Source organism: Sphingopyxis fribergensis (assembly GCF_000803645.1).
Classification (GTDB): domain Bacteria; phylum Pseudomonadota; class Alphaproteobacteria; order Sphingomonadales; family Sphingomonadaceae; genus Sphingopyxis; species Sphingopyxis fribergensis.
Genome location: NZ_CP009122.1, coordinates 2469638 through 2496263 on the forward strand (window position 1 = coordinate 2469638; position 26626 = coordinate 2496263).

Sequence of the window (26626 nt, forward strand, 5' to 3'; positions counted from 1 at the left end):
GGGCAATGTGAAGGGCCGCGATCCATTTGGACGTCCCTGGCAGGAAGCGTTCGCCGCACCCGAAGCCGGTCAGTCGATTCTCAGGGCCCCCTTGGCCATGTCGGCGGCGGGCTTTGCCGGCGCTTCGTCGGCCTTGATCGAAGGTACGATCGCATCGCGTGGGAGCGCCGACGAATCGCGCTTCGCCAGTGCGCCGGCCACCTCGTCGGCGATAATCCGCGACGACGGCGGCAAAGCGACGACGTCCGCGGTGGCTGCTTGGGGAATCATTTCCAAGTCGGTCATGCCGACGATTTGCGGCTGGTCGGCGAGCAACTGCTCCTGGCTGACCGACTGATTAAACGCGGCGCGGCGCCCCCACCCGCCCGACCAGCGGTAAAAAATATGGTGGTCGAGCTTGGCGATTTTGGCGAGCGACGAAGCCCAGTACGGTACCACATAATCGGCATGATAATGCGTTGCCATGCCGACGCTCGGTTCGACATAGCCCGACAAGGCGGCCACGGCGACGCGCCGTGCCGCATCCCAGCCGGCGCGTGACGGCTTTCTCGCAAGGCTCCCATCGCAGGTGAAGGTGAACTGGCAGCCGGTCTTGCGTTCCGATCCCTGGTAGACGACGCCGCAAATACTGTTCGGAAAAGCGGGATGGCGCGCCCGGTTCAGGATAACCTGCGCGACGCCCCGCTTCCCGGTCTCGGATTCTTGCGCCGCCTCATAATAGATCGCTGCGGTCAGGCAATCCATCGCCGAGCGACGGCCGACGAAGGCCGACGCATTGAGCGGCACGACAAGCGGCGGGGCGCGCTCGACCGGCGCCGTCGAGAAGGGCAAGGTCGCATTTTCGGCAAGCGCGTCGTCGGGGGTCAGCGGTTTGTACATCTGCGGAACGGGTTCGGGCGGCTTCCTGGCGGCGGCGACCGCGGCCCGCTTGCCGATATCTTCTGGCGACAATCGTCCCTGTCCCAGACCATGCATGAACAGCCAGTAGCCCATGCCCGCGAGGCTGGACACGACGAGCAGGATCATAGCGCCAGCGAGAATCCGGCTGCGCGTTCGCCGACGGGTCTTTTCCACCTGGTCCATCATCTGCTGCTTTTTTTCATAATCGAGGTTCGGACTGCTATGTCAAAGCAGGACGCCGGTCCATAGCCGCCCGCCCCGCCGCTTGCGACAACTGTCCCGCGGCGATACGGTTCGGACGGACTGAAGCGTTGGCAGACACGGCTATTTGCTTTATTCGGACTGTCATCCTCAAGTCATCGGGTAAATAATGGCCACTGCCGCCAATTCCAAAATTGCCGCGAGACTTCCCGGCCCCTCTGCGCGAAAAGTTTCGATTGGCTCGATCGTGCTCGCGATCGGCCTTTTGATTTTCTGCGTCCCGACCATGATATTTGTCGTTCGTCAGTCGTGGACCGGCGAAGAAGGCGCGCATGGCCCGATCGTTCTCGTGACCGGTCTTTGGCTCCTCTACCGCCGATGGAAGGAAATTTCCGAATTTGCCGCACCGGCGCCCTCGGGCACGGTATGGATGCTGCTTGCGCTTCTGGTGCCGCTGCAAATCTTCACTCGGATCACGCAGATCGTCGAGATCGAAGGCTATTTGATGTATGCCATCATGCTGGTGGTGCTTTACAGTCTTGTCGGGATCGAGGCGATGAAGCGCCTCTGGTTCCCGCTTTTCTATCTCGCCTTCATCTTCCCCCCGCCGGAGACCGTCGTTGCCTTCATAACCGTTCCGATGAAGATATGGCTTTCCGAAGCCGCAATCTGGTTCCTCGACCTGTTTGGCTATCCGATCGGAGGCGAAGGCGTCCGGATTTACATCGGGCAGTACGAGTTGCTGGTGGCGGCCGCCTGTTCGGGGATCAATTCGATCATTTCGCTCTCGGCGATCTCTCTCTTCTATATCTACATGCGGCATCAGGCGCATTGGCGATACGCACTGCTGCTGGTGCTTTTGATTGTGCCCGTGGCGCTCGTTGCGAACTTCTTCCGTGTGCTTATCCTTATCCTTCTGACCTATCATGCCGGCGAAGCCGCCGCGCAGGGTTTCCTGCACAATTTCGCGGGCATATTGATGTTCGGCATCGCGCTGGTCACGATCTTCGCGCTCGACATATTGCTGAAGCCGCTATGGGATCGATATATCGAAAAGACCGGACGGGATGCGGCGCATGACTGAAGCAATAAGCAAGCAGGGGCCAGCCGGCCGCGATCTGTCGCGACGCAACATGCTCCTCGGGGCCGTCCTCGCCGGCGCATCGGCCTTCGCATTTGTGCGCCAGCCCGCGGTGGCCAATCCGGTGGTTCCCGAAAAGCAGTTCAACAAATGGGTGCCCGAGCAATTCGGTCCGTGGAAAACGGTATCGCAAAGTGGGGTCGTGCTGCCGCCCCCCGACACGTTGCGGGACCGGCTATACGATAATCTCGTGACGCGGGTGTTCGTCGCGCCCGACCGTCCACCGGTCATGCTGCTGTTGGCCTACAACAATGCGCAGGACGGTGTCCTGCAGGTCCATCGCCCCGAATTTTGCTACCCGGTTGGCGGCTTCGTTCTCAGCGACACGCGCGACATCACGCTCGCGGCAAGCGGCCGGGCGGTTCCGGCAAATATTTTCACGGCAACAGCGCCCAATCGCATCGAGCAGGTCGCTTATTTCACGCGGCTCGGTGCCGCCTTCCCGCGCAAGTGGAGCGAGCAACGCGCTGCGGTGATCCGCGCCAATCTGGCGGGAGACATTCCCGACGGAATGATGATGCGTGTATCGGCGCTCGGTATTGACCAGCGCGAGGCGCAACCGCTGCTGACCGATTTCTCCCGGCAATTTATCGAAAGCACGAACCCGAAAATGCAGCGCTTGCTGCTCGGATAAGATTCAGGAGGACAAGATAATGGACCGCAAAATCAGCTTCGCACTTGCACTGACCGCACTATCGCTTGCGGCATGTGGCAAGGAAGCGACCGGCCAGGTCGCCGCGGTGGTCAATGGCGAGGAAATTACGCTGCAGGAAATCAACGCCGAACTGGGCAGCACCCCGATACCCGATGGCGTCGACAAGAAGGTCGTCCAGCAGGCCGCCCTCCAGAGGATCGTCGAGCGGCGCCTCCTCGCGCAGGCAGCGCGTGACGACGAACTCGACAAGACACCCGACTATCTTCTGCGCGAACGCCAGTTGCGCGATGCGCTCCTCGTTCAGCTGATGGGCCAACGCGCCGAACGTGCGCTGAAAGTGCCGGGCCAGCAGGAAATCGACAAATATATCGCGGACAATCCGGCGGTATTCGGCAGCCGGAAGGTCCTCATGATCGACCGTATCCAGTTCGCGCTGCCCAAGAGCGTCGACCAGCTCAAGTCGCTCGAAGATGATCATTCGATGGACGCTGTCGCTGCACGTCTCTCGCAGATGGGCATCGAATTTCGTCGCGACAATACGCAGGTCGATTCGGCCGCGCTGGGACAACAGCGGTTGCAGCAGATCCAGGCGCTGCCCGCCGGCGAGCCCTTCGTCATTCCGGAAAACGGCGTCGTCACGGTCGGCGTCATCACCGGGGAGCGCGCGGAGCCGGTTTCTCCCGCGAACGCACGCCCCATGGCGGTCCAGGCGATTCGAAACAAGCAACTCGCCGAGACGCTCCAGCAGCGCTTGAAGCAGAGCCGGACCGCGGCGGAAATTCAATATCAACCCGGGTTCGCTCCGCCGGCGGGCAAATCTTCCGGCGACGCGGCAAAAAAATAATCGGGCTCAGGGCGCCGGAGCCTTCCCCGGCGCCCTTTTCGGCGGTTCCTCTGCGCCGTTCCTGGACAGCCGAGCCCTTCGCCGCCCCGCCGCCGCTCCGGCCGTGAGGATCGCTGGATAGAGGAGGAAGCTGTTCAGCAGCGCGTCTCCGGCGAACAGGAACAGCAGGACGGCGTAAAGTCGCTCGGGCGAACTCCCTTGGGCGGCCCGTGTGAGATAGCGAAAAAATGACGCCGCAAGCGCCGCCGTCAGAAACGCCAGTCCGGCGAGGCCGAACTGTCCGAGAAGGAGAAGCGGAAAACCCCATGGGCGGCTGCGCGCCGGACTGAACCAGTCCCAGCGGGCGCTGCCGGTCGTCAGCGTCTGCTGGATCAGCGGTAGCGCCTTGAGATCCTGGCCCACGCGCCACGGAAGCGATTGCCGTCCCAGCGCGCGGAACATGTCGCGTGCAGCATCTCCAGCGGCCGTCTTTTCGGCGATCGTCCGCAGTGGAACAATCCCGCTGATGTGGAGCGCGCCGATCAGCAGCATGGCGGCCGCCAGCGCAGGAAACAGTATGCGGGCAAATGCAAAGCCACCCGGCACCGTCAACATCGCTGCCGCCACGAGAAGGATGAGGATTGCTCCGACCGATTGCGATGCGAGCGTCATTCCAAGCAACAGGGCCGTCACCGCGAGCCAAAGCGTCCGATGCCCTATCCTGTCGCGACCTTCGCTAAGCCGCCAGAGCGCGGCGAGCGTCGCGCCGGCACACCAGACGCCATATTGATTGCCATGCTCGAATAGCGCCTGGGGCCGAAATCCCGCATAACGTTCGATGCCGTCATGCGCGAAAGGATGGGCGCCAAATATCTCGGCATGAAGGCGCCAGCCTGTCATGCCTTCGGCAATGGCGAGCGGTACTAAGGCCAGCGAAAGCAAGGCAAAGACGGCCGCAAAACGCTGTGCGTCGTCAGTGTCGCGGAGGTAGAGTTTGGCGATGAGCCAAGGCAGTCCCCATACCCCTGCGAGATAGGCTGCGCTTGCGAGACCCGAGGGATCGGATGTGCCGACGAGGAGCGACTGCGGTACGGGCCAGAGGCAGAACAAAAGGATAGGTATGTCGATCGGATCGAACCGCAGCTTGGCCCATCGACCGCGATCGAAGATGATCGAGCAAATGGCGGCCATAGAAGGGGCCGTCCACGCTTTGGCCAGCCAGACGTCGGAGGGGAGGCCACCACCGATAATCCAGTAAGGCAAAATGGTCGGGTCGCCGACGGCCGCATAATTGCCCGGCGGGAGAAAGAGCCATCCGCCGATCAAAACCAGCCAGATCGCGACGTCGCTCCGAACGGTACGAAAAAGGCCCAGCGCGATCGCTGCCCAAGCTATATATATGACGAGAAACACCCTATGGGTTTAACCCGCTTCGACGTGGATAGAAGCGAAAATGCGAGGGACCATGGACGCAACGCAGTGGGCGGGGGTTTTATCATTCGGATTGGCATCCGCCGTCTGCCTCGTTACGGCATGCCGGCCATGGCCACTCCTTGCGATCGTCAACGGTTGCTATGCCGCCGAATGCGTATTCGGCTGGCGACATGGTCTGCACAACGCTGCCATCGCCGCCATGGGCGAATATTATTCCGGACGTACTTCGATTCAGATGGTCTTGATTGCGATTGCGCTCGGGTTAGGCGCGATTTTCATTCTCGCGCGGCGAACCGACCCTGCGGGACGCGCTCGTACTTCGGCAGCCACCGCAACTCTTGTCACCGCCCTGCTTTTCATCTTGGAAACCATTTCGCTCCATGACGTCGACGCGGTGCTGTACCGACCCGTCGCAGGTCTGCTGATCATCGGCTGGCTGTGGTTGCTGCTGGGCGGAGCCACGATCGTTGGCGCGCTCCGCGAAGTCCGGCGCACAGGAGTAAAGAGTCGATGAAATTGTTATTCGCGTTGCCGGGATTCCATAGTTACGATCGCGGCGCCGAGGTGGCTCTCCTCTCGGTCGCCGATGCCCTCGCTCGCGACGGCGAGAGTGTGACGGTCATGGGATCGGGCGAAGACAGGCCCGATACCGCGTACCGTTTTCGCCACGTGCCATCGATCCGGCGCGAGACATTCGAAAGCTTTCCGCATTTTCCGCCGTTCCGGAGCGAAACCGCGTGGGAAGATGCAAGCTTCGCGCCGGGATTGCTTGGCGCTTATAGGCCCGGAGACTATGACGCTGCGATAACCTGTTCCTTCCCATTCACCCATTGGGCTCTCAGGCGGCCGGCGGCCCGGAAGCCACTGCAGATTTTCGTCACCCAGAATGGCGATTGGCCCGCCTATGCATCCAATTCCGAATATCGCAGCTTCGGGTGCGACGGCCTTGTTTGCACGAACCCCGATTATCTCGAACGAAATCGCGCAAAATGGAACTGCGCGCTCATCCCGAACGGCGTCGACCTTGAGCGTTTTTACCCAGGCGCCGCGGAGCGGGCCCGCTTCGGGTTCCCCGAGGATCGTCCGATCATATTGATGGTCAGCGCGTTCATTGCGACCAAGCGCGTTCTCGAAGGTATTCGGGCGGTCGCGCAGCTCGACGATGCCTTTCTTGTCGTCGCCGGCGATGGGCCTCTTCGTGACGAAGGCCAGGCGCTCGCGGACGTGCTGCTACCTGGGCGTTTCAAGCGGATCAGCCTCAAGGCGACCGAAATGCCCGCGCTCTATCGCTCGGTCGACGCGTTTCTTCATCTCTCGCTGCTTGAATCCTTCGGGAACGTCTTCATCGAGGCCTGGGCGAGCGGGCTTCCGGTCATCGGCCATGATAGCGACCGCCTGCGCTGGATTCTCGGCGCAGGCGCTGAATATTTGTGCGACACGGAAAATCAGGCGGCGCTTGTCGCGATGGTGCAGAAGGGTCTCGCTAGAGGCGCCGCGCGCTCAGGTCGGCCGGAAGGTATTGAGCGCTTTTCCTGGCCGACCATTGCGGGCCAATATCGCGATTTCATTGCGCGGCTCCTAGCCGAGCGCGCCTCAGTTCGCTAGCTGTCGAAAATAGTCGATCGTTTTGACGAGGCCGTCGCGCAGCGCGATCGAAGGTTCCCACCCCAGCTCGGCGCGCGCGAGCGAGATATCGGGCTTGCGCTGCGTCGGATCGTCCGAAGGCAGTGGCAACTGCACGAGCTTCGAGCGGGCGCCGGTCATTTCAATGACCAGCTCTGCCAATTCACGGATCGTGAATTCGACCGGATTCCCGATATTGACCGGACCCGTGAACCCGTCGCGCGAGTTCATGAGCTGCAGCAGTCCCTCGACGAGATCGTCGACGTAGCAGAAGCTGCGCGTCTGCGAGCCGTCACCGAAAATGGTAATATCCTCGCCGCGTAGTGCCTGCATGACAAAGTTGGAAACGACGCGCCCATCAGCGGGGTGCATGCGCGGTCCATAGGTATTGAAAATCCGCGCGACCTTGATGGCAATGCCATGCTGGCGGTGATAGTCGAAAAACAGCGTCTCGGCGCAGCGCTTGCCTTCGTCGTAACAGCTGCGCAACCCGATTGGATTGACATTGCCCCAATAGCTCTCGGTCTGCGGGTGCTGCGTCGGATCGCCATAAACCTCGCTTGTCGACGCCTGAAGGATCGGTACCTTGATCCGCTTCGCAAGACCGAGCATGTTGATCGACCCGATCACCGACACTTTCGTCGTCTGAACGGGATCGTGCTGGTAATGAATCGGAGAGGCCGGGCATGCGAGATTGAAAATCGCGTCGACTTCGACAAAAAGCGGCCAACAGATGTCGTGACGGAGGAACTCAAAGCGCGGATGGCCAAGCAGATGAGCAATATTGGCTTTCGCACCTGTAAATAGATTGTCGACGCACAACACTTCGTCGCCATCGGCGATCAAACGATCGATGAGATGCGAGCCGACGAACCCCGCGCCGCCCGTCACCAGGACCCTCCGGGCTGAAAAATACTCGCGCGCCATATATACCAAACCCCCGATTGTTTCCGCTTTCTAGACAGCAAGCCGGACGATGCAAAGGACCCATTGGGATCGGTGACATTATGGTACATGCTCGGCGACGAATCTTGCCGTTGCCGCAGGATCGAACGGGGACGCCGCCGCGATGATCGAAACTATTGCCTGGCTGATCGCGCTGCCCATGTCATTTTCGCTCGCCTATCTCGGCGTCGAGACATTTCTCGGGCTGCGCCCACTCTCCGCCGACGACAACGAAGAGCCTGTAGCGCCCCCGCGGGTGGCGCTTCTTGTGCCGGCGCATAATGAGAGCGCCGGGATCGCCAATACGGTCCACCTGCTCTCCGCCGCCGCGCCGGAAGCCCGCATCCTGGTGGTGGCGGACAATTGTACCGACGACACGGCCGAATGCGCACGGCAAGCAGGCGCTGATGTCGCCGAACGGATTGATCCGGACCGACGCGGCAAGGGCTACGCGCTCGCGTTCGGACGCGAACAGCTCGCGCTCGCTCCGCCAGACGCCGTGATTATTGTCGATGCCGATTGCCAGCTGGAAAGTGGCAGCGCCGGTCGGCTGGCGGAGCGTGCGATAGCGACGGGCCGGCCGGTTCAGGCTGCGAACCTGCTCACTTCCTTGGGTCCCGCCTCGCCATTGGTCGCCGTCTCGAACTTTGCCATGCTGGTCAAGAATCTGGTGCGTGCACGGGGGCTCGTGCGGCTCGGCGGCGGTGCGATGCTGTTCGGGACTGGCATGGGATTTGGCTGGCCGCTGTTCGCGAGGCTCCCCCTCGCTACCGGCGATGCAGTCGAAGATCTCAACCTTGGGCTTTGGCTTGCGAGACAGGGTGTGCGCGTCGACCTGGAGGATCGCGCGCTGGTGACAAGCGGTGCCGCGCCAGTCGAGAGCAGCCGAGCCCAGCGCAGCCGATGGGAGCATGGTTTCCTCCGAACCGCCGCGAGCGAGGGTGTGCCGTTGTTGCTGCGCGGCATCGCAACGGCCTCTCCCAACCTCGCGACGTTGGGCGCCCACTTGCTGGTGCCGCCGCTCGCGCTTCTCATTCTTCTGTCGCTGTTCGGCCTCGCCGCCATGGCTGCGATCGGCGTAGTATCGGGCCACTGGGGGCCGCTCGCCCTGGGAAGTGCGGCTTTGGGTTTTGCGGGCACTGCGCTGCTTGCCGCATGGTGGCGATACGGCCGCGACATTCTTCCCTTTACGTCGCTACTGCGCGTGCCGCTCTATATCCTTTGGAAGATACCAATCTATCTCGGATTCTTCACTCGAAACCAGAAGCACTGGAACCGGACGAGGCGCGAAGGCGAACGAAGTTGAGATGCCGCCAACGCTGCCAGATGACAAATATTCTCGGCCCGTCGAGAAGGTAGCGCCGCCATAGTCGCCGGGGCTCGCTGAGCAACCGGAACAGCCATTCGAGACCCCGGCGCTGCATCCACCGGGGAGCACGGACCTTGGCCCGCGTCAAAAACTCGAGCGAAGCTCCGATGCATAGCGCGACACCGCGGGCCCGGCCTCGCAGGAGGATTTCCGCGCAGACAATCTCGCTCTGCGGGGCGCCGATCGCAAAGAAGGTCACGTCCGCGCACGTGGCTTCGACGACCTCCGCAATGGCCGCGCGAGCTTGCGCGTCATGACGGACACCCATCGGCGGCTCGTAAAAATGCCAGTCAAAGCGAGGATAGGCGGCTTCCAGCGCCCTGTGGAGGTCAGTGTTGCCGCCGATGACGAGCAGCTTTCCACGCTTGAGGCTGCTCGTGATCAGGTCGCAGGTGAGATCGCTGCCGGTCACCACCTGAAGTTTCATTCCCGAAAGGAAAGCAAGCCCCGCAAGAATCCGACTGTCGCAAAGAGAGAGCGCAGCGTTATCATAACTCATGGCCAGGATGGGATCGTCGGATCGGTGCAACCGCACCACATGATCGACGTTCGGGGTCACGACATAGGTGAACCGAGGCTTCTTCGCGAGGGCGACGATGCGCGCCGCGGCACCCGCCGCGTCAAGCCGATCGAACCCGACATCCAGAAACTCGCTCCGCCCCATTCCCACCCCTATTTCGAGACAATCCTCCCAAAAAGACCATTGGGAGGTGCCTGCCCCGGCAACAGATCGACTCCGTATAATGTGGACGCATTGTCAAGGCCGTCACGGGCCAGACTAGTGCAATTCTGTTCCAATTTGAAACAAATTCCCTGATAGAGACGCCAGCCGCTCAAAAGCGCCGGCGCCTCATGTGTTACGCGGCGCGCGACGGCGAGAGCCTCGCGCTCCTGCCCATTCGCCAGCAGCCAGTTGACATACGCCCCCGACATCGCCGCATCCTGCGAATTCGCCCGGACGCCCTGGCGCCATAGCCTCCTGGCGTTTTCCATATCCTCGCGTCGCGCATAGGCCTCCGCCGCGAAGGCCCATGCTCTCGTCTGCCCCGGACATTGCGTGACGGCCACCTGCGCCGACCGCAGGGCGCCTACGGCATCTCCCCGTTGCAACAGGCTTTCCGCGCGCGTGGTCAACGCCAGGCATTGGGTCTCATCGCTTGCCAGTACCTGATCGGCCATCCGAAGCGCCTCGGGCCAACGCGCCTCGCGCGCAGCAATGCTCGCATCGACGGCTGCGCGCTCCTTCGGGTCCAATCCGGCCAAAATTGTTCGCGCGCCGGACAGGCGGCGGCGGTCGGCCAGAAATTCCGCGGTCGCGAGCCGTGCCGCTATAGTTCCCGACGCGGCGACGGCGCCAAGGCTCGGATCGCTTGGCCCATCCGCCGCATATTCGCGCCAGACCGCCATGATCGGCGGAAGTTGCTCGTCGGGCAGTTTGGGATCGGCGAGCAAGGCGGTGATCAACGCCGCCCCATCGCGCGGACGACCGTCCTTGAAGGCAAAATTGGCCTCGTCCAGACGCAACTCACGATTGTCGGGCGCCAGATTGCGGAGAAGCGCGAATTGGGAGCGCAGGCCCGGCGCATCGCGCATCTCGCGATAAATCTCAAGTCGCGTCATGGCGACCCCGACCGTGTTGGGCTTTGCGACGCCGTAGCTTGCCAGCACCTCGAGCGCGCGCTCGGGAGAGCCTTTGCGAACGGCGACGCGGGCCTTGAGGATCACCCCCCCTTCATTGTCCGGGTCCCGTGCGAGTATCCGGTCCGCGAAGCCGTCGGCCTCTTCGAAGCGGCTGCGGATGACGGCATGGAGGCCGCGCATCAGCAGCGCGCCGGGTTCGTCAGGCACGAGCGACAGGATAGCGTCGGTGGCCTCGAGCGATTCCCGAAAATGGCCGGTCTGCAGGCCCAGTTGCGACACCGCCTGCAACGCCTCCATATTGGCCGGGTCGAGCGACATGGCGTCGCTATAGGCATCATAGGCGCCCGACACCGAACCGGCAGCCATCTCGATCCGCCCACGCAGGATATGAAATTGTGGCTCGTCGTCGCGCGCCTTGATCGCTTCCTTGATCAGCAAGCGTGCCTCGGCGAAACGGCGCTGCTCGAGGAGTGACTGGGCGCGCGCGGCATCCTCCGCGGCGGCCGCATCGGACCGGCCGCAGGCACCGAGAGAAACCGAAACAGCTAAAGTGAATGTAAAGATTAAGCCGGTAAGCACGCCCGGTACTGTATCGAAACGACGCTTCAAGAGCCGAGATTCCTAGGGTTAACAAGGTAGCCAAACACCATGGGCCACCTTATAGTGCCCTGTGTTAAACTGTCGACCGCTCACTGAGGGACGCTCAATGATAAGAATTTTGGTAACCGCAGGGATTGCGGCGGCACTGGCCATATTGTCGGCGGCGCAAGCCCAACCTGTTGGCGCGCCCGTGGGCGCTGCGAAGCCGGTTATAACGGGTACCGCGGCGTCCGCAACCTCGGCAGCATCGACATATCGGATCAACGCTGGCGACGAGCTCGAAATCTATGTGTGGGGCGAAGAGCGGCTCCAGCGCAAGGTCAAGGTGTTGCCCGATGGCACAATGGCTTTTCCGCTTGTCGGGCAGATCAAGGTGCAGGGCCTCCTCCCATCGGAAATGGAGCAGCTGATCACCAATGGCTTGAGCGCGCAATATGTCGGCGCGGTGCCTCAGGTGACGGTGTCCGTCCTCGTGCCCTCGGGCATGCAATTCTCGGTCATGGGCCGGGTCAACGCGCCCGGTACCTTTTCCCCCGGCCGCTATGTCAACGTTCTTGAGGCGCTGAGCATGGCGGGCGGCCCTAGTGAATTTGCAAACCTCGACAATGTGTTGATCATTCGCAAGTCGGGCGAGCAGCTCAGCACGCTCAACGTGCGCCTCGCGCCCCTCTTTAAAACCGGTGCGGACGCAAAGGATGTGGCGCGGGGTAATATTTTACTGATCGAAACCGGCGATACTGTCATTGTTCGCTGATTGAACGGGGGAATTGGGGTGGTGAGGAAGATCGCGTCTTCCATGGTGTTGGCGGCCTATGCCTGCTGTACACCGATGGCCTATGCTCAATATGAGCCGGAATATAACGTCGATGTTTCCGTCGGCGGTGGTATCTCGAGCAACCCATTCCTCTATGCCGATGGCAAGACCGCCGGTTCCGCCAGTATCGATATAGCTCCGTCGGTCGTTGTGGAAGACGAACTCGGCAAGACCCGGCTCGGCGGAAATCTGAGATTTACGCAGTACAGCAAATATTATGGTAACGATGTGTCGGCACGCCTCGAGGCCGCGACCGAACGCAAACTCGACGAACGGAACAGCGTCCGGGTCGCCGCGTCCGTGCAGCGGCTGCGCTCGGCGATTCAGGACGGCCTTATATTCGAGGGCGGCGGATCGCAGGCCCCGGGCCCCCTCCTCCCGCCTACTCTCCCCATCATCGATACGACGCTCGCGGGCACACGGTCGCGCATTACCTCTCTGAACACGAGCTTCGAGCTCTCGCACATCATCAACGAAGTCAGTTCGCTCGATGCAGGAATCGAATTGAACGGAACCTATATCGAAGATGATGTCGGCTTCGATTATCGTAGTGTTTCGACGCACGCCGGATATCGGCGCAAACTGTCACAACGTACGACAGTGACGTTCGATACGCAGGTCGGGTTCGTCGATTATCTTGGACGGCGTACCGGCGATAGCCTGATCGTCTCGCCTCGGGTGGGTGTTCAGCAGCAACTGACGGATCGCCTCAGCCTCGTGGCAGATGCGGGAATATCCTACGTCCGGACCGACGTCGGGGCCGGTGACCATAGCAAGCTTGTCTCCTTTGCGGGCAGCGTCGGTCTTTGCGACCGCGGTCCCAACCGAAGCCTGTGCCTCTCAGGCGGCCGGAGCGCGCAGCCTACGGCACTGGGCGGTGTATCGACGGTCACGACGGCCTCGCTCAATTACGATGCACGCTTGAGCCGGGTCGATCGCCTGTCGCTCGCGGCGCGCTATGGCCGGACCAACCAGGATGGCGCCGGCCTTCCGGTCGTTCGGGTCACGGACTTCATCGGCGCCTCCGCCACGTACAGCCGCGACCTGAACGATCGACTGGCCTTCACGGTGACGCCAAGCTATTCTAAAATCTTCGACGACACGCAGCCCCGCAGTGCGAATTACGCATTGATGGTTGGCTTGACCATCAGACTTGGAAAGCGGCGATAGTGGACGATACCATGTTTGATATGCCGCTCGACGAAGGTGCATCGAGCGGCAATTTCCTGCAGCAGTTGCCGGTGGTTCTGTGGCAGCGCAGATGGTTGATCATCATACCGACGATCATCGGGATTATTGCCGCGATCGCGGCTATTCTCCTGATTTCGCCGACATACCGCGCGAACGCGATCATGCTGGTGGAGTCGCCGCAGCTGCCCAAGGAAGTGATCGGTCTCGACTCTGGGAATGTGATCGACCGGCGTATTGCGGCGATCCGGCAGCAAATTACAGCCCGACCGGATCTCATTCAGCTGATCGAGCGGCATGGGCTCTACGCAAGCGAGCGCAAGCGCACGCCGCTGTCCGAAATCCTGACCGATATGCGCGAGTCCATTACGCTGACCCCATCGGAGACCAGCCTACCGGCAGGCGGGGGCACCGAAAATCGCACTATCGCGTTTGAGCTCGCGTTCGAATATTCCAAGCCGGAGCAGACGCAAGCAGTCACCCAGGACCTCATGGACCGTGTCCTCCAGCTCGACGCACGCGGTAATGCGGAGCAAGCAACCAACACGGTCCAGTTCCTGACCGATCAGTCCGCCGGTCTCGAAACCCAGATCGCCGCGTTGCAGTCGCAGATCGCCCAGATCAATGCCCGAAATGGGAGTGTCCTCGCCGGCGGCGGGATGATCATGGGCGGCGGTACGGGCAGCTATGATGTCCAGATCGCCGCGTTGCAGCGGGATAACCAGTTGCTCATTCAGCAGCGCAACCTGGCCCAGACGAGCGATCAACGCGATCCGATCGTTGCGGGGGCGGAACAACGGCTCGCGAGCGCGCGCTCCGTCTATGCCGAGACGCATCCGGACGTCGTCATGGCGAAGCAGGCGCTCGCCGAAGCCAAAAGATTGGCGAAGGACACTAGCGAAAAATTGCCGCTCCAGACGCTCGACGAGCAAATCGCGTTCAACAACTCTCAAATTGCTGCTCTGCGGAGTGCGAAAGCAGGCGAGACTGCGCAGGTCAGTTCACGCCTGGCCGCGCAGGCGCGGGCACCGCTCATCCAGCAGCAGCTCGGCGAACTTCAGCAACGGCTGACCGCCGTGAACGCGCAATATGAGCAGGTACAAAAACAGCTGATGGGCGCGCGCGCGGGCGTTCGAGCCGAAGACGAGCAAATGTCGGAACGGCTTTCGGTCGTCGAACCGCCGGTCATCCCCGATCAGCCGAGTTGGCCCAATCGGCTGCTCATCGCAGCGATAGGGATTGCTGGCGGCCTCGGTCTCGGTTTCATCCTGGCGCTCGCGGTCGAACTCATTGCGCGGCCTATTCGCGACCCTTCGGAGTTGAAAGCCATTCTAGGCTCCGCACCGCTCGGAATCATTCCCCTCATCGAGCTCGTGCCCGTCCGGCGCGAAGGTTGGCGCAGGTTTCTTCCGCTCCGCGGCAAACGTTGACTTTCTCCCATCTAAGGTTGACCCATGGCTGATGCCGATTTGCCCCTTTCCAGAGACCAGAAATTGCTGACCCTTTCCGGTCTCGCGAGCTTCACGCCGCCGCTGACGGCAATTAAGAAACATCGGATCGTGGGTTTTGACAATCGCGATGCGCGCGCGCGCCCGTTCAATCTCCTGCGCACGAGTTTTGCCAAAAAGCTCAAGGAGGAGGGGCACCGGCTGATCGGCCTTACGTCGGCGACCCCTGCTGCGGGCAAATCCTTTCTCTCTATGAATCTCGCGAGTTCGCTCGCGCGCGTGACCGAAGAACCGGTTTTTCTAGTCGACCTGGATATCCGCCGCGCGTCGCTGGCCGATGAAATCGGTCTCGTTGCCGAGCGCGGGATCGAAAGCTATCTCGAAGGCGATATCGCCGATCTGAGTGATGTCGGCCACCGCATCGAGGGGACCAAGCTTGGGGTTTTTCCCACGGTTCGGCGCACCCGCAACACTGCGGAATTGCTTGCTGGCGAGCGTTTCGCTCAAATGGTCGACACGCTGCGGAATCGAAGCGAAGCGTCGATTGTCCTGTTCGATCTGCCGCCCGCTTTCGCGAATGACGATGCAATGATCAGCCTGTCGGCGCTTGATGGGTTCGTCCTCGTCGTCGATTCCGGCAAAACGACCCGCCGCCATGTCCAGGATGTCATGAGCATGCTGTACCCCACCCCGTGCATCGGCTCCATTCTGAACCGGTACCGCGGCGGCCTCGGCGACAGCTACGGTTATGGATATGGTGGACCGAACTACGGCAAATATTACGACCGGCCCGATCCGGACGCATGACGAAAACCACAAATGCCGAGGCTCTCGATGCGCCCATCTTTGTGCGAACGATGGCGCAGCGTCGAAAGTCCCGTTGGACGTGCCGATCCGTGTGATGGAAAGAGGATGCGAGCGCAGCAGATCCCTCAGAACATCATATCGTCGCGGTCGACCTGGCTGTGGCCCCCGGTGCGAAAGTTACAGCCCCGGCCAGAAACGTGCAGCGCAATCCACGGACGCTTCAAGCGGCTTGAAGTAGAGCCAATGCTAATGGAGCCTGTCCCTTGAAGATCGCGATATGCGTGATAGCGAGGAACGAAGAAAAGACGATCGGCGCGCTTGTTTCGCAGCTCGCTGCCCAGACCTTGTTGTCGAAGCCTCACACCTTCCAGATCCTTGTCGTCGCCAACGCCTGTTCTGACGGCACCGTCGCCGCGGCCCGCGCGGCAATGACCAAGAGTTTCGCCGGCCATCCGGCGCACATGCTCGTCCACGATACGCCGCTCGGCGGCAAGGCGCGGTCCTGGAACCTCGCAGTGCACGAGCTGATTGCGGCTGACGCCGACATCGCCCTGTTCGTGGATGCGGACATCGAATTGATCGACGAAATGGTATTGGAGGATTTGGTACGCCCCCTCACCACCGACGCCGCCTTGCTCGCAGTGTCCGGTCACCCGGTGAAGGACATTCTGAAAAAGCGCCGCAAATCCCTGATCGATCGTTTCTCGCTGATTGTATCGCGCCAATCCCCTACCCCGCATGCAATCAACGGCTCTCTATACGCTGCGCGAATGAGGGAGTTGTGCAAGGTCTGGCTCCCGGTCCCGACGCCAGGGGAAGATGGTCTGCTGACGGCGATGATCCATACGGACGGCTTTTCGCGGCCGGCAATGCACGGCGTGATTACGCAAATCGAGCGGCCTACACATTATTTCGAAGCGCATTCGGTTGGCGGTTTTTTTCGCCACGAAAGGCGGATGACCGTCGGCACGGTGATCAATGGCTGGATCTGCGAATTTTTGTGGGCCGGGAACTATAAGGAGAACGCGGGCGCCGCCATTCGTGAGCGGAATGAGAGTGATCCGGAGTGGGTTAGCCGGTTAGTGGAAAGCCGGGTGCATGGTCGAAGCTGGGTGCTTCCTCCCCGTATGCTGACCTGGCGGCTGTTCAATCTGCGAGGTGTTGGCATGGCGCGAGCGCTCGCCCGATTTCCCTTCTCGCTAGCCGCGACGCTTCTCAATATCTTGCCGGCGGTCCAGGCCAACAGAACATTGAAGCGCAAAAATTCCGCGAGCTTCTGGTAAGTCTCGGCGCCGGATCGTCATGGCATGACCTCACCGGAAAAAAGCCGCGCCATCCGCGACGCGGACAACTCGACCTTGAATTCCTCCTCGATTTTGGCGCGCCCGATGCGGCCCATATCGTCCCAGTCAGCCCGGCAGGACAAGAGCGCCGACAGACGCCGCGCCAGATCGTCCCAGTCGGAGGGGGTGAACAGATAGCCCGAGCGCGTCTCCTCTACCAACTCGGGTATACCGGCAACGCGGCTTGCCAGCACGGGGCGCCCCATCGCCATTGCTTCCATCAACACCACCGGCAGCCCCTCCATGAGGCTGGGAAGAACAAGGACATCGGCTCGCGCTATCTCGCCAAGCGTTTCGGTCTCGGGCAGTGCGCCGGCGAAGCGAATACGATCCACAAGGCCCAGCTCGGTTGCCCGCATTTGGACCGCCTCCCTCTGGGGTCCGTCACCGACGATGACCAGCCGGAATTCGCCATCAGACTCAGCGATCGCGGCCAAGGCATCAAGGAGACCGAAATATCCTTTCTCGGGCGAAAGACGGCCAACACAGACGATCCTTGCCGGCCCCGCGTCGCTGAACGGCGTCGGCGCCGGCAGCGCCGTCATATCGATCCCGCAGCGAACAATGGCCATTTTGGGCCAGTGCGACGGATCGACCGCGCGCATCGCCTGGGCGCGCATGAAGTAGCTCGCACAGGCTACGAAGGACGCCGTTTCGAGTTTTTTGCCGAGGAGCAGCCCAGCGGGATACTCGGTTTCAGATATGCCATGGAGGGTAAGGCTCCAGGGAAGCCCTGTAAGGCGCGAGGCGATCAGGCCGACGGTGGCGCCGCTATTGGCAAAATGATTGTGCAACCGCTCCGCACCCGAGCGGTGCAACAGACGCGCGAGCATCATGGCTTCGACGAAATGGAACTGCGACCACACCAACGCCTTGATCCCGGGCCCGCGATGCCGCACCGCCAGCCACCAGCTCGCCAGAAACGCCAGGGGGCGCGTGAACATTGCCCACCCCAGTGCCGCGATATAGGCCGAGGGTGAGCGTCCGAGCAGGCTTTCTGCCGACATCTCGGCGGCCCCGCCGCCTTGGATACTGAAGACATCGACATCGATGCTCGACGCGCGCAGAGCGGCGACTTCCCGCCGAACGAAAGTATGGGACGGAGCGTAATAGTCGCTCACCAAATAGGCGATGCGGCTCATTTGTAGAATATCGCGCCGTGATTGCGGCGGCGGATTCTGGCCGCGGCATAACGCATGATGCCGAATGTTTCGGCCGCTTTTCCTGCGAGCATATGCCCCCCCCATGCGGCGCCGCCGCGTCTCGACAGCCTTGCCAACTGGATCACCCACAGCAATGGCGCCGCGATGAGGCCGAGCGGTCCAAATGCGATGGCCGACAAAATTGCGACCAACGCGACACCCATCGTCCAGAACAGCGCACTGACGAGTTGTCGCCCATAAAGAGCTCGGCCGCCCGTCCGGCGCGTCTTTTGCCAGACCTGGGCGTAGCCGAAGCCGCTTCTGACCGAGCGCATCCACCATTGGCGGACGCGGTGCATGTCGGCGTCGTGAATCGTCATGGGACTGTCAATTCGCCAAATTCTCCATCCCATGCCGCGCAGACGATGGCACAGTTCGGGTTCCTCGCCGGCTATAAGCTCTGAATCATATCCCCGCGCCTGGGCCAAGGCGTCGGCCCTGAACAGCGCGTCGCCGCCGCACGCATCGGCCTCTCCGATCGGCGTGTTCCATTCGGCATCGCACAGGCGGTTATAGAAACTCCGTTCGGGATAGCGTTCGCGGCGGCGCCCACAGACCGCCGCCACCGAGGGTTCCGATACAAGAAACTGCTGTGCAACGGCCAGCCATCCCTGCTCGAGCTCGCAATCGCCATCGACGAACTGGATATATTCAAGGCCGGACCATCTCTGGAGGATCGTATCGAGTCCCGCATTGCGCGCGCGCGCGGCGGTGAAGGGCGATCCCATATCGAGTTCGACGACCTGCGCTCCGCGGGAGCGAGCAAAATCAACGCTTCCGTCGGTCGACCCGCTGTCGACATATGCGACGGGGACATCCCCGGGAATGGATCCGAGGCAGGTCCGGAGCCTTTCGCCTTCGTTGCGCCCGATCGCGACGACCCCGATCTTGGCCGGCTTATCCATGCGACGTGCGGGCCTGCGCGAGCCAATCCGCAACGCCGCCGGTCAAGCCGACCACCATGGTCATTTCGCGGAACAGAAATATCAGTCCAAAAAACAGGAGCGTCAAGGCGACATCCTGGCGGAGGAAACTCAGCCCGACACCGCGCTTTCGCCAGGCGAGGACCGCATATCGAACGACCTCGGCCAGCACGAAAACGACAAGCGCCGCATTCATACCGTATCGCGGCAACACCAGCGGCAGCGCAATCGCGATTGCAACAAGTTTGGCGCCGTTGCTGAAGGCGACTCCCGACGGCTTCCCTACCCCCATCATCATCGCGTCCGCCATCGATGCCAAAATACCGAACCAGCTTCCCACAAGCAATATCGTCAGGAAAAAGCCGGCCGCATGATATCGCTCGTCGTAAACCAGGTAGATAAATTGATCGGCGAGGGCGGTGCCGAACGCGAGCCCCGTCGCGACCAGCAGCAGGGTTGCCAAGCGCAGCGGACGAATGGCGCGTTGCAAATCGAAGCCCCGCTGCTCCGATGCCGCAATCTTTGGAAAAATCAACAGGCTCCCCATCCGCTGGAACAGGAGGGTGACGGTTTCGGCGAATGTTCTTGCAATGCCGTAGATGCCGAGCAGCGCGAACGAAATCGCGTCGGCGAAATAAAGCCGGTCGAAGTTCATAGCGAGGAAATAAACCAGCGACGCAAGAAAGACCCATTTTCCGAAATGGAGGATCGATCGAACCGCCTCCTTTTCCCAGCGAAGCCGGTGGGAGCGCCAGTCGATCAGGAAAAAACTGGCGGCGCCGGGCACGGCGGCGCCGAGAAGCAATCCCCAGACGAGCGCCCAGATCGTCGGGATGAAGTACGCCAGTGCGATCTGGACGCCGGCTCCAAACACCGCTGCGGCGAGATCGAACAGGGCGAGCTTTCGTACCGCAAACTGTTTCTGGAGAAGGAAACGCGAGGGCGATGTCAGGCCGGTCAAGATGAAGATCGGCGCGACCGCCGGCAGCAGGATCAACAGGTCGGGATTATCGTAACCGCGCGCGATCGGAATGGTGAGCGCCATTGCGACGGCAAATAGAAGCAGCCCGCGGACGATCTGGATCGTCCAGGCCGTGTTATAGAAGTCCGGTTCGTTGCCGCGCCGGTTGTTGACGATGCTTTGTCCGACGCCCACGTCGGTCAGCAATTCGCCACCCGTCCTGAGCGTATTGATCAGCAGCATGGTACCGAGCAGCGCCGGCGCGAGGAGCCACGCGAGGATGATGTTGGAGACGAGCCGCAACACTTGCTGCGCAACGAAAGTCGCGGTGACCCAACCGGCTGCCCCGAAGATCGCCTGCCGGGACGCGATCATCTTCCATAGCCTCGACAGCAGCCGGGACAAAGCGAACGCAGTAGCCGACGGTGGTTTCCGGGATTCTTCCACGCGCAGCGAGTGCCTTCTTACCAATCGACCAGTCGCTCTTCGGGCGTCCAGAAACGCAAATAGCATTCAATAGAGGGCAGGAATACTCACAAACACCGCCCGCTCATCCGAGACCCGCCCAGATTGGCACGGATCCGGCGGCGCTTCGCGGCACGGTCCGCGATCGATTTCGCCCTACACCCGCGGCGGATCACTGCAACTAAGGACGTTCCGCGACCGCATGCATGGACCGCGCGCGGCTTGCCGCGACCTTTTGAGGCAGCGTAGCGGCTCTTCCGCTCGCCGCGTGCGATCGCAGACGGGCTTCACGATGATATTGCCTGATGGACCCGGCAACGATCCCCATCGCTATGGCAAACACATATTGCGCATGTCCGGTAACAAAAATCCACTCCACCAAACCATGAACCGCGGTCACGAAGATCGCGACGGTCGCGCCAAGGACGACATCGCCGCGGGGATCTTTTCGATAGCGAAACGCGAAGTGCAGCCCGCGCAGAACCGGCCAGGCGAACAACAAAATCAGTGAAATCAGGCCTGCCCAGCCCATCTCGGCGGCCGTCAGCAGATACATATTGTGGACATTCGTTGACCGGCTGGCGTAATTCCAGATCACGCCCGCGCGTTCGGAATAGCCCTCCGCGTTCGCCGTCACGACATATTGGTTCGCGCCGACGCCCATCGGGTGATCGCGCCACATCGCGGTAGCTGCGCGCTCGAACGCCTGTCGCTCGCCATCGGGACCCTCGTAAGCGGATCTGCCCCCAAAACGCTCATGGAGACTGGAGATTCCGACCGGCACGACGACGGTCATCGCGAGCACGGCGAGCCCGGTGATTTTCCACTTATGGGCTGTTGGCCGGCGCGCCAAAGAAAGCACAAAGAGCAACAGGATGCCAATCCCCACAAAAGCGATCGCTCCGCGGGAGACCCCGAGCGCGACGGCGATCAGCGCCGAGAGCACCCCGATCATGATCAGCTTGTTTCGCTCGCCGGCGAGAAGCAGCGCCAATAGTGGCAGGGTGACAAAATGGAGCATGAGCCCGAGAAGATTCTGATGGCCCATCGTCCCCGTCGCCTGAATCGCGCCGGAGAGCCGTTGGTCGATTGTGACGACCGCCTGAAAAACAGCGCCCAGCGCAAGACCGAAGCAGAGCCAGCGCATCGCGCCGGGGGTGCCGGCGAAGGATGCGACCGCAACGAACAGGATAAAAACCCGCACAAGTTGGAATGCGTAGAATGTCGAGCTCACCGGGAGCGTGGAGACGGCAACCGACAGGATTGCAGCCACCAGATAGAGAAGAAAAACGCCTATGAAGGGAAGTTTTCGAAAGGGCGCCTTGCTTGTGACGAGGATCGCTAGAGCAAGCGTGTCCAGCAGCGACACGACAAGTCCTTTCGCGTAGCCGGGCCAGCCCTCCCAGTTGATGAATGCGGCATCGAGGTTGAACGCGCTTATAATGAAGGGAAGCAGGCCGACCCCGAGATAGGCCCATTTGCGCTGCTGCGGATAGCGCCGCAGCCATGCGATCAGCACCGGCAACGACAAGATGACGAGGATGATGCCGACTATCCGCATTCGCTTGGCCTAGAAGAATGAAGGTATGCTGCCAATGCGGGTCGCCGGACGTCCCTATTTTGCCCCACCGACAAATTTGCGCGATCGCGGGTCAATGTCTCTTCCCGCGCCTAATAAGCATTTTTGTGGATCACGACCCGGACCGTCTTGAGCAGGATCAGAATGTCGGTCCAAAGCGACCAGTCCGACAAATATTCAAGGTCGCAGCGGACGCGTCGGGCGAGATCCTCGACGCGTTCGGTGGCGCCGCGGTAGCCCCGGATTTGGGCGAGGCCGGTAATACCGGGTTTCAGGGCATGACGAAGCCAATATTGCCGCGATGCATGCCAGAACAGTTCATCCCCGGCCGTCGATCCCAACGCGTGGGGCCGAGGCCCCACCATGCTCATGTCGCCGCGGATGACGTTAAGGAGCTGCGGGAGCTCGTCGATGCTTGTTCGCCGTATCACGCGCCCGACCCGAGTGATCCGTAAATCAGCCCGCCCGGTCGACTGGCTGCCTGCGGCATCGCTGCTCTCCGCATGCATGGAGCGAAACTTGAATATGCGAAACTGCCTATTGCCCTGCCCGACGCGGAGCTGGCGGAATAATATAGGTCCCGGACTATCGAGCCGGATGGCGAGCGCCACGACCAGGAAAAGCGGAGAAAGGATGATCAGCGCGAAAACGGACACGACAAGGTCGAGCGAGCGCTTCTGGATGCGGTTCATGAGATTAAGCGGACCGCGAGACAGGATGATCGTATCATGATCGTCATACTGACCGATCGCGACAGCGCCATGGAGGAGGTCACGATCGAGCAGGATTTCGCCCCCGACATCATGTCCCTTGAGAAAGGTCGACCAGGCAGGACGATGATCGAACTTGCAGGCGACGATAACTCTGTCGAACGGAGCGATGAGATGAGACAGCGCGTCGATCATGTCGGGGCGATCGAGGTCGGGCCAGAGGCCATCGGCCGCGACGTCGACGACGGCGGCATGCGGCTCCGCGCGCGCCGGAAGGCCATCGAGGATCAAGATTGTCGCGACGACCGCATCGCCCATCGTTTTCTTCACGAGAAAGTCGAGGAAGGTCTTCGACAGGATTATGAATATAGCAGCCGCGCCAAAGGTAACCGCAAGGCCCAGTCGAGAAATTTCCTCGGACTTGAACAGGAAGCCCATGCCGATGATGACGATCGCGGTCGCGCCAAGCGCGCTGAGCGCGCGTTGAATTCCGGTCAGGCGATTGCTGAGGGTTTCGACATCTTGCGCTTCGCGTGCGATCTCGAACATCACGAAGATCGGCAGGGCGATGTAAATGATCGATTGCCCACCCGTCACCAGCCATTGTTCGTCACGCAGTTCAAGCGCAACGAGATAACCCGCAACCAGCGACAGCATGTCGAGGAGCAGCGACAGGCAATATAGAAATGTCCGCTTGTCTCGCGCCGAGGAAAAAATGCGGCGCACATTGGCGGCCGGATCGACGATACGAAGCCGTGCGTGCGCCTCGTTGGGCAAATCGGTCCGAGAATTATCCATGCTGTTCCTAGCCGCCCGGCAAACGACTAGCGGACAAAGGTGGATTTTGCGTTGCCGCGGCCCGAGCATGGCCCGCGGTCAGCTCTGCGCGCACCCATCCATTGCCTCCGAACCCCAGATAGCAACGGCCAAATCGGCTCATGTCGCCCACGAGGCCCAACCCCGCCGATACATAATCGAAACTGCTGTTGGGAAACCGGCTGATCAGGACAGGCTCGGTTTCGAACCAGTCGAAGGTGACATACAGGCCCTGGACCTTTCCATGGGTGCCGTAAAAATAGATAGCCGGGCGATCCGCACCGGGCGCCGGCATGCCAAAGTCGAACGCGAGCAGCCGATAGGCCGGAAGGCCTTTGATCTTCGCCCCGTCATCCTGAAGCCACATCAATTGATCGTATCGGTTCGTGCCTTCGCAATTTGCGTAGAGCAGTTCGCCGCTACGTCCCGGCACATAGGCCAGCCGCGCCTGCCAGAACTGGCTCAAGGTATAATTTTGCGCGCCCAGCGGTGCCAGCGTACCCTTGATGCGATGCTCCCAATCCCCTTCGCCACCGTTCCGGTTGAGCCAAAGCCCCGCGATGTCGCGTCCAATCGCGTCATCATTGTTGGGAAGCTTGTAGATGTTGTTCACGAGCGCCGCGAAAACCCCAGGCCGCGTCTTGTCGGCGGCAATGCAGTCGCGATGAACATAATAAGCGTTGAGCCAGGAGGCGACCGGCGAATATCCGCCGAACGAGACGGGGTGCCAGTCTTCGGTTCGCAGCCCCCCGGTCTTCGTCCACCACGCACTGCCGCGGTTGCCTTGTGCGATGATGATATTGTTGCGCGTCGACACCGCGCAATCCCCACCCGGCAGCCAGTTCTGCTGCCCCGGCGGAGGTGGAAATGACTGGAAGGAGCGCCCCCAATCGCTCGACCATCCATTGCTCCCGTCCTGCTGAAAGAGCCCGACGACGAAGTCGGGGTCGTCGGATGCGTTATCGAGGCTGCGCACATGCGCTACCGCGCTCGGATCGGCGATCGTCCCCGGAGGCGGGCTATACGCCCAGCCCTTTTCGGTATCGCCGGAAACCTGCCAGACGCCTTTGTCCATCACACCGAGAAGGGCTACCGGATTACCGGCGGCCGAGAGGCCGCATGTCGAAACAAACTCCGAGATACCGGCATTCACGTCGTGGAAGACCACCGGGTCCGATGTCTTTGCCGGCAGATCGCAGTAATTGACACCGACGCCTTCGCATATCCAGAGCCGTCCCCGGCGGACCGGATCGAACAAGATTTGTGCGGGGAACACAGCCTTGCCGCTATCCGAAAGCCATTTGCTCTCGCCGGCTCCGCGGCGCTCGTTGCCGAAATCGATCGACGTTGCCCCGCCGTCGAAACTCTGCCACCACTGGCCGGAATTTTCATTCGCCCAGACCAAGTGCATCGGATCGAACGGATCGACCGCAACCTGGTCCGCGTTCAGCGTATCCTTGCCGCGCCGCCATTGTCCCTCGCGCAATATATGCAGTGCATCGGGAATCTGGGTTGCGCTGGTACGAAATTCGCAGACGTATACGGCGCCGTCCTTTCCTACCACCAGGCACGATGCGGTGGCCGGTCCGCCGGCAAACAGAAGCTGCCCCGCGATGCCCATCGGCGCATGGTACAGACCGACGCCGAACACATGAACCCATGCACCGCCGTCTGGGGCCCAGGCGACGAGATATCGTCCTGGTGTGCCGCTGAAATCCTTGCCCGTCCCGGGAAGTTTCAATTCCCGGAACGTCGCGAAGCCGTCGGTCGAGGCATAGCAACCATCGCCGTTCGTGCCGACGATGACCTGGGCCGGGTCGCGCGGATGGACATCGATCGATCGGTTGAAACGGCGCGACGGCCCCGTGTCCGACAGAAAGGCTTTTGGTGGCAGCGGGGTACGGCGGAAGCTCTTGCCAGCATCGATCGAGCGATACAGGAAGGCGTTCCATGCCGTGTAAATAACGCGCGGATCCGATGGAGCGATACGGGTGCAGTAGGTCCCGTTATTAGCGCCACTTTCGACCTGTGCACGCAGGACCTTGCCATTGTCGGGGCGTGGATCGAAATCGGTGGGCGCCAGATTGTCCTGTCGCAGGAGGTGGCGCCAGCGCGTTTCTCCTGCCTCGCGGATATAGCCATTAAATACGTCGGTATTGCACACCATGCGCGACCCGTCGGAGGCGATATCGATCCCTGTGACGAAGCCGCCTCCGAAACCGATGGGCGCCGGGGAGATCTGCCACTCGGCACTGTCTTCAGCCTGCCCCTTCGCGCTGCTCCCCGAACGCCCGCCGGGTTTCGTTGGCTCACCCACGGCGTAGCGCACTCGGGGGACAATATATCCATGTCGCAATGCGGCCGTGCCGCGCCGGCCAGGCCTGCGCGCGCGCATCCCCGCCGCGCACAAAATTCCGATCGAAGGCGGCGAAGGCCCCTGTCCGATAAAAGGTGGAAATGAACATGTCGGGCCTCGCCTCACAATGCGCCTTCGCAAGCGCGCTGCTCGCAGTAGACGCCTACTTAACATAATGGAAAGGCCGTTGTTAAGTTCCGCAAGAGACGGTTCGCCGAGGAAATTCCCGCAATGGGATCCCGCTCATTTCCGGGCGAAAGGCACAGGCACGTTGAGGACCTTGAAGATATAGGCGACGACCGCGACAAAAATCACCGCGGCTGGCGCATGATATCCCTCGTTGCCGACATAGTTGACCAAGGCGCAGCCGACTGCCGGCGGCGCATATTGCCACAGATGGTCGCGTGGCTCCTCTTCGGCCGATCGTTGCAGAAGCAAGGTCGCCAGCCCGGCAAATGTAAAAACGGTAATCCAGTCCCAAACTGTTTCCACGTCCGCTCCCCCTCCGCCGCCAGCCGAATTGTGCGCGAAATGCGCAGGCCAGATCCAGATAGATGGCGTAGCAGGGACCCTCGCCATCGGATAGACGCGAATTTCTTGCATCGAAACGAGACCATACCGTGCGTCAAACCAACTCTATAGGTACAATCCTTGGCATCGCGCGACATCGAGGAGATCGGCA

General features: G+C 61.3%; 23 protein-coding genes. 11 read left to right on the forward strand and 12 right to left on the reverse strand.

The window, feature by feature from the left end:
* Positions 1 to 69: 69 nt before the first annotated feature.
* Positions 70 to 1086, reverse strand: coding sequence for a cell wall hydrolase (locus tag SKP52_RS26980; protein ID WP_081997307.1), 1017 nt, complete (start codon positions 1084 to 1086; stop codon positions 70 to 72).
* A 301-nt stretch (positions 1087 to 1387) separates the two neighbouring features.
* On the opposite strand from SKP52_RS26980, the gene xrtV reads away from it, so the two are divergent.
* The 3 genes from xrtV to SKP52_RS11405 are packed head-to-tail and all read left to right on the forward strand — an operon-like array spanning position 1388 to position 3741.
* Complete coding sequence (gene xrtV, locus SKP52_RS11395) at positions 1388 to 2185, forward strand: exosortase V (protein WP_052208951.1); 798 nt, start codon at positions 1388 to 1390, stop codon at positions 2183 to 2185.
* Positions 2178 to 2876, forward strand: a complete 699-nt coding sequence (epsI, locus tag SKP52_RS11400; protein ID WP_052208142.1) for an exosortase-associated protein EpsI, V-type — start codon at positions 2178 to 2180, stop codon at positions 2874 to 2876. The genes xrtV and epsI overlap by 8 nt, the downstream gene beginning before the upstream one ends.
* 19 nt (positions 2877 to 2895) lie before the next feature.
* Positions 2896 to 3741: a hypothetical protein gene (locus SKP52_RS11405; RefSeq protein ID WP_039574844.1), complete on the forward strand. Its 846-nt coding sequence runs from the start codon at positions 2896 to 2898 to the stop codon at positions 3739 to 3741.
* Positions 3742 to 3747: 6 nt separating this feature from the next.
* On the opposite strand, the gene SKP52_RS11410 is transcribed toward SKP52_RS11405, so the two are convergent.
* Positions 3748 to 5133, reverse strand: coding sequence for a hypothetical protein (locus SKP52_RS11410; RefSeq protein WP_039574845.1), 1386 nt, complete (start codon positions 5131 to 5133; stop codon positions 3748 to 3750).
* A 52-nt stretch (positions 5134 to 5185) separates the two neighbouring features.
* Between SKP52_RS11410 and SKP52_RS11415 the strand changes: the two genes are divergently transcribed.
* The gene (locus tag SKP52_RS11415) at positions 5186 to 5668 is read left to right on the forward strand and encodes a hypothetical protein (RefSeq protein ID WP_148309105.1); all 483 of its coding nucleotides are present in this window, start codon (positions 5186 to 5188) and stop codon (positions 5666 to 5668) included.
* Positions 5665 to 6759, forward strand: coding sequence for a glycosyltransferase family 4 protein (locus SKP52_RS11420; RefSeq protein ID WP_039574847.1), 1095 nt, complete (start codon positions 5665 to 5667; stop codon positions 6757 to 6759). The genes SKP52_RS11415 and SKP52_RS11420 overlap by 4 nt, the downstream gene beginning before the upstream one ends.
* Here SKP52_RS11420 and SKP52_RS11425 read toward each other — a convergent pair.
* Entirely contained in the window at positions 6748 to 7668 is a 921-nt protein-coding gene (locus SKP52_RS11425; protein ID WP_321164076.1) for a UDP-glucuronic acid decarboxylase family protein, read from the reverse strand. The two genes, SKP52_RS11420 and SKP52_RS11425, sit on opposite strands and share 12 nt — an antisense overlap.
* Before the next feature lie 178 nt (positions 7669 to 7846).
* Here SKP52_RS11425 and SKP52_RS11430 point away from each other — a divergent pair, with 178 nt between their 5' ends.
* Positions 7847 to 9028 carry a glycosyltransferase family 2 protein gene (locus SKP52_RS11430; protein ID WP_039574853.1) on the forward strand — a complete coding sequence of 394 codons (1182 nt, stop codon included), beginning with the start codon at positions 7847 to 7849 and terminating at the stop codon, positions 9026 to 9028.
* Here the strand turns inward: SKP52_RS11430 and SKP52_RS11435 are convergent.
* Both SKP52_RS11435 and SKP52_RS11440 read right to left on the reverse strand, forming a co-directional pair.
* Positions 8973 to 9755 carry a WecB/TagA/CpsF family glycosyltransferase gene (locus SKP52_RS11435; protein ID WP_052208144.1) on the reverse strand — a complete coding sequence of 261 codons (783 nt, stop codon included), beginning with the start codon at positions 9753 to 9755 and terminating at the stop codon, positions 8973 to 8975. The genes SKP52_RS11430 and SKP52_RS11435 overlap by 56 nt on opposite strands.
* A gap of 8 nt (positions 9756 to 9763) precedes the next feature.
* The gene (locus tag SKP52_RS11440; protein ID WP_039574855.1) at positions 9764 to 11341 is read right to left on the reverse strand and encodes a tetratricopeptide repeat protein; all 1578 of its coding nucleotides are present in this window, start codon (positions 11339 to 11341) and stop codon (positions 9764 to 9766) included.
* A 181-nt stretch (positions 11342 to 11522) separates the two neighbouring features.
* On the opposite strand from SKP52_RS11440, the gene SKP52_RS11445 reads away from it, so the two are divergent.
* The 5 genes from SKP52_RS11445 (at position 11523) to SKP52_RS11465 (ending at position 16872) form a co-directional block, all read left to right on the forward strand.
* Positions 11523 to 12086: a polysaccharide biosynthesis/export family protein gene (locus tag SKP52_RS11445; protein ID WP_052208147.1), complete on the forward strand. Its 564-nt coding sequence runs from the start codon at positions 11523 to 11525 to the stop codon at positions 12084 to 12086.
* A gap of 48 nt (positions 12087 to 12134) precedes the next feature.
* Entirely contained in the window at positions 12135 to 13316 is a 1182-nt protein-coding gene (locus tag SKP52_RS11450; protein WP_148309106.1) for a hypothetical protein, read from the forward strand.
* Positions 13317 to 13336: 20 nt separating this feature from the next.
* Positions 13337 to 14764, forward strand: coding sequence for a Wzz/FepE/Etk N-terminal domain-containing protein (locus SKP52_RS11455; protein ID WP_160292400.1), 1428 nt, complete (start codon positions 13337 to 13339; stop codon positions 14762 to 14764).
* 24 nt (positions 14765 to 14788) lie between these two features.
* Entirely contained in the window at positions 14789 to 15589 is an 801-nt protein-coding gene (locus SKP52_RS11460) for a CpsD/CapB family tyrosine-protein kinase (RefSeq protein WP_039574861.1), read from the forward strand.
* A 263-nt stretch (positions 15590 to 15852) separates the two neighbouring features.
* Positions 15853 to 16872, forward strand: coding sequence for a glycosyltransferase family 2 protein (locus SKP52_RS11465; RefSeq protein WP_039574864.1), 1020 nt, complete (start codon positions 15853 to 15855; stop codon positions 16870 to 16872).
* Positions 16873 to 16889: 17 nt separating this feature from the next.
* On the opposite strand, the gene SKP52_RS11470 is transcribed toward SKP52_RS11465, so the two are convergent.
* The 7 genes from SKP52_RS11470 to SKP52_RS11500 all read right to left on the reverse strand — a co-directional run bounded on the left by SKP52_RS11470 (position 16890) and on the right by SKP52_RS11500 (position 26436).
* Positions 16890 to 18074 carry a glycosyltransferase gene (locus SKP52_RS11470; protein ID WP_052208150.1) on the reverse strand — a complete coding sequence of 395 codons (1185 nt, stop codon included), beginning with the start codon at positions 18072 to 18074 and terminating at the stop codon, positions 16890 to 16892.
* Positions 18071 to 19039, reverse strand: a complete 969-nt coding sequence (locus SKP52_RS11475) for a glycosyltransferase family 2 protein (RefSeq protein WP_039574866.1) — start codon at positions 19037 to 19039, stop codon at positions 18071 to 18073. Before SKP52_RS11475 ends, SKP52_RS11470 begins: the two co-directional genes overlap by 4 nt.
* Positions 19032 to 20393 (reverse strand): oligosaccharide flippase family protein, encoded by a 1362-nt coding sequence (locus SKP52_RS11480; RefSeq protein WP_039574868.1) that lies wholly within the window; start codon positions 20391 to 20393, stop codon positions 19032 to 19034. The genes SKP52_RS11475 and SKP52_RS11480 overlap by 8 nt, the downstream gene beginning before the upstream one ends.
* Before the next feature lie 271 nt (positions 20394 to 20664).
* Positions 20665 to 22044: an O-antigen ligase family protein gene (locus SKP52_RS11485; protein ID WP_039574869.1), complete on the reverse strand. Its 1380-nt coding sequence runs from the start codon at positions 22042 to 22044 to the stop codon at positions 20665 to 20667.
* A gap of 110 nt (positions 22045 to 22154) precedes the next feature.
* Positions 22155 to 23570, reverse strand: coding sequence for a sugar transferase (locus SKP52_RS26985; protein WP_052208151.1), 1416 nt, complete (start codon positions 23568 to 23570; stop codon positions 22155 to 22157).
* 7 nt (positions 23571 to 23577) lie between these two features.
* The gene (locus SKP52_RS11495) at positions 23578 to 25917 is read right to left on the reverse strand and encodes a hypothetical protein (RefSeq protein ID WP_039574871.1); all 2340 of its coding nucleotides are present in this window, start codon (positions 25915 to 25917) and stop codon (positions 23578 to 23580) included.
* A gap of 270 nt (positions 25918 to 26187) precedes the next feature.
* Positions 26188 to 26436, reverse strand: coding sequence for an XrtV sorting system accessory protein (locus SKP52_RS11500; RefSeq protein WP_039574873.1), 249 nt, complete (start codon positions 26434 to 26436; stop codon positions 26188 to 26190).
* Between the last annotated feature and the right edge of the window lie 190 nt (positions 26437 to 26626).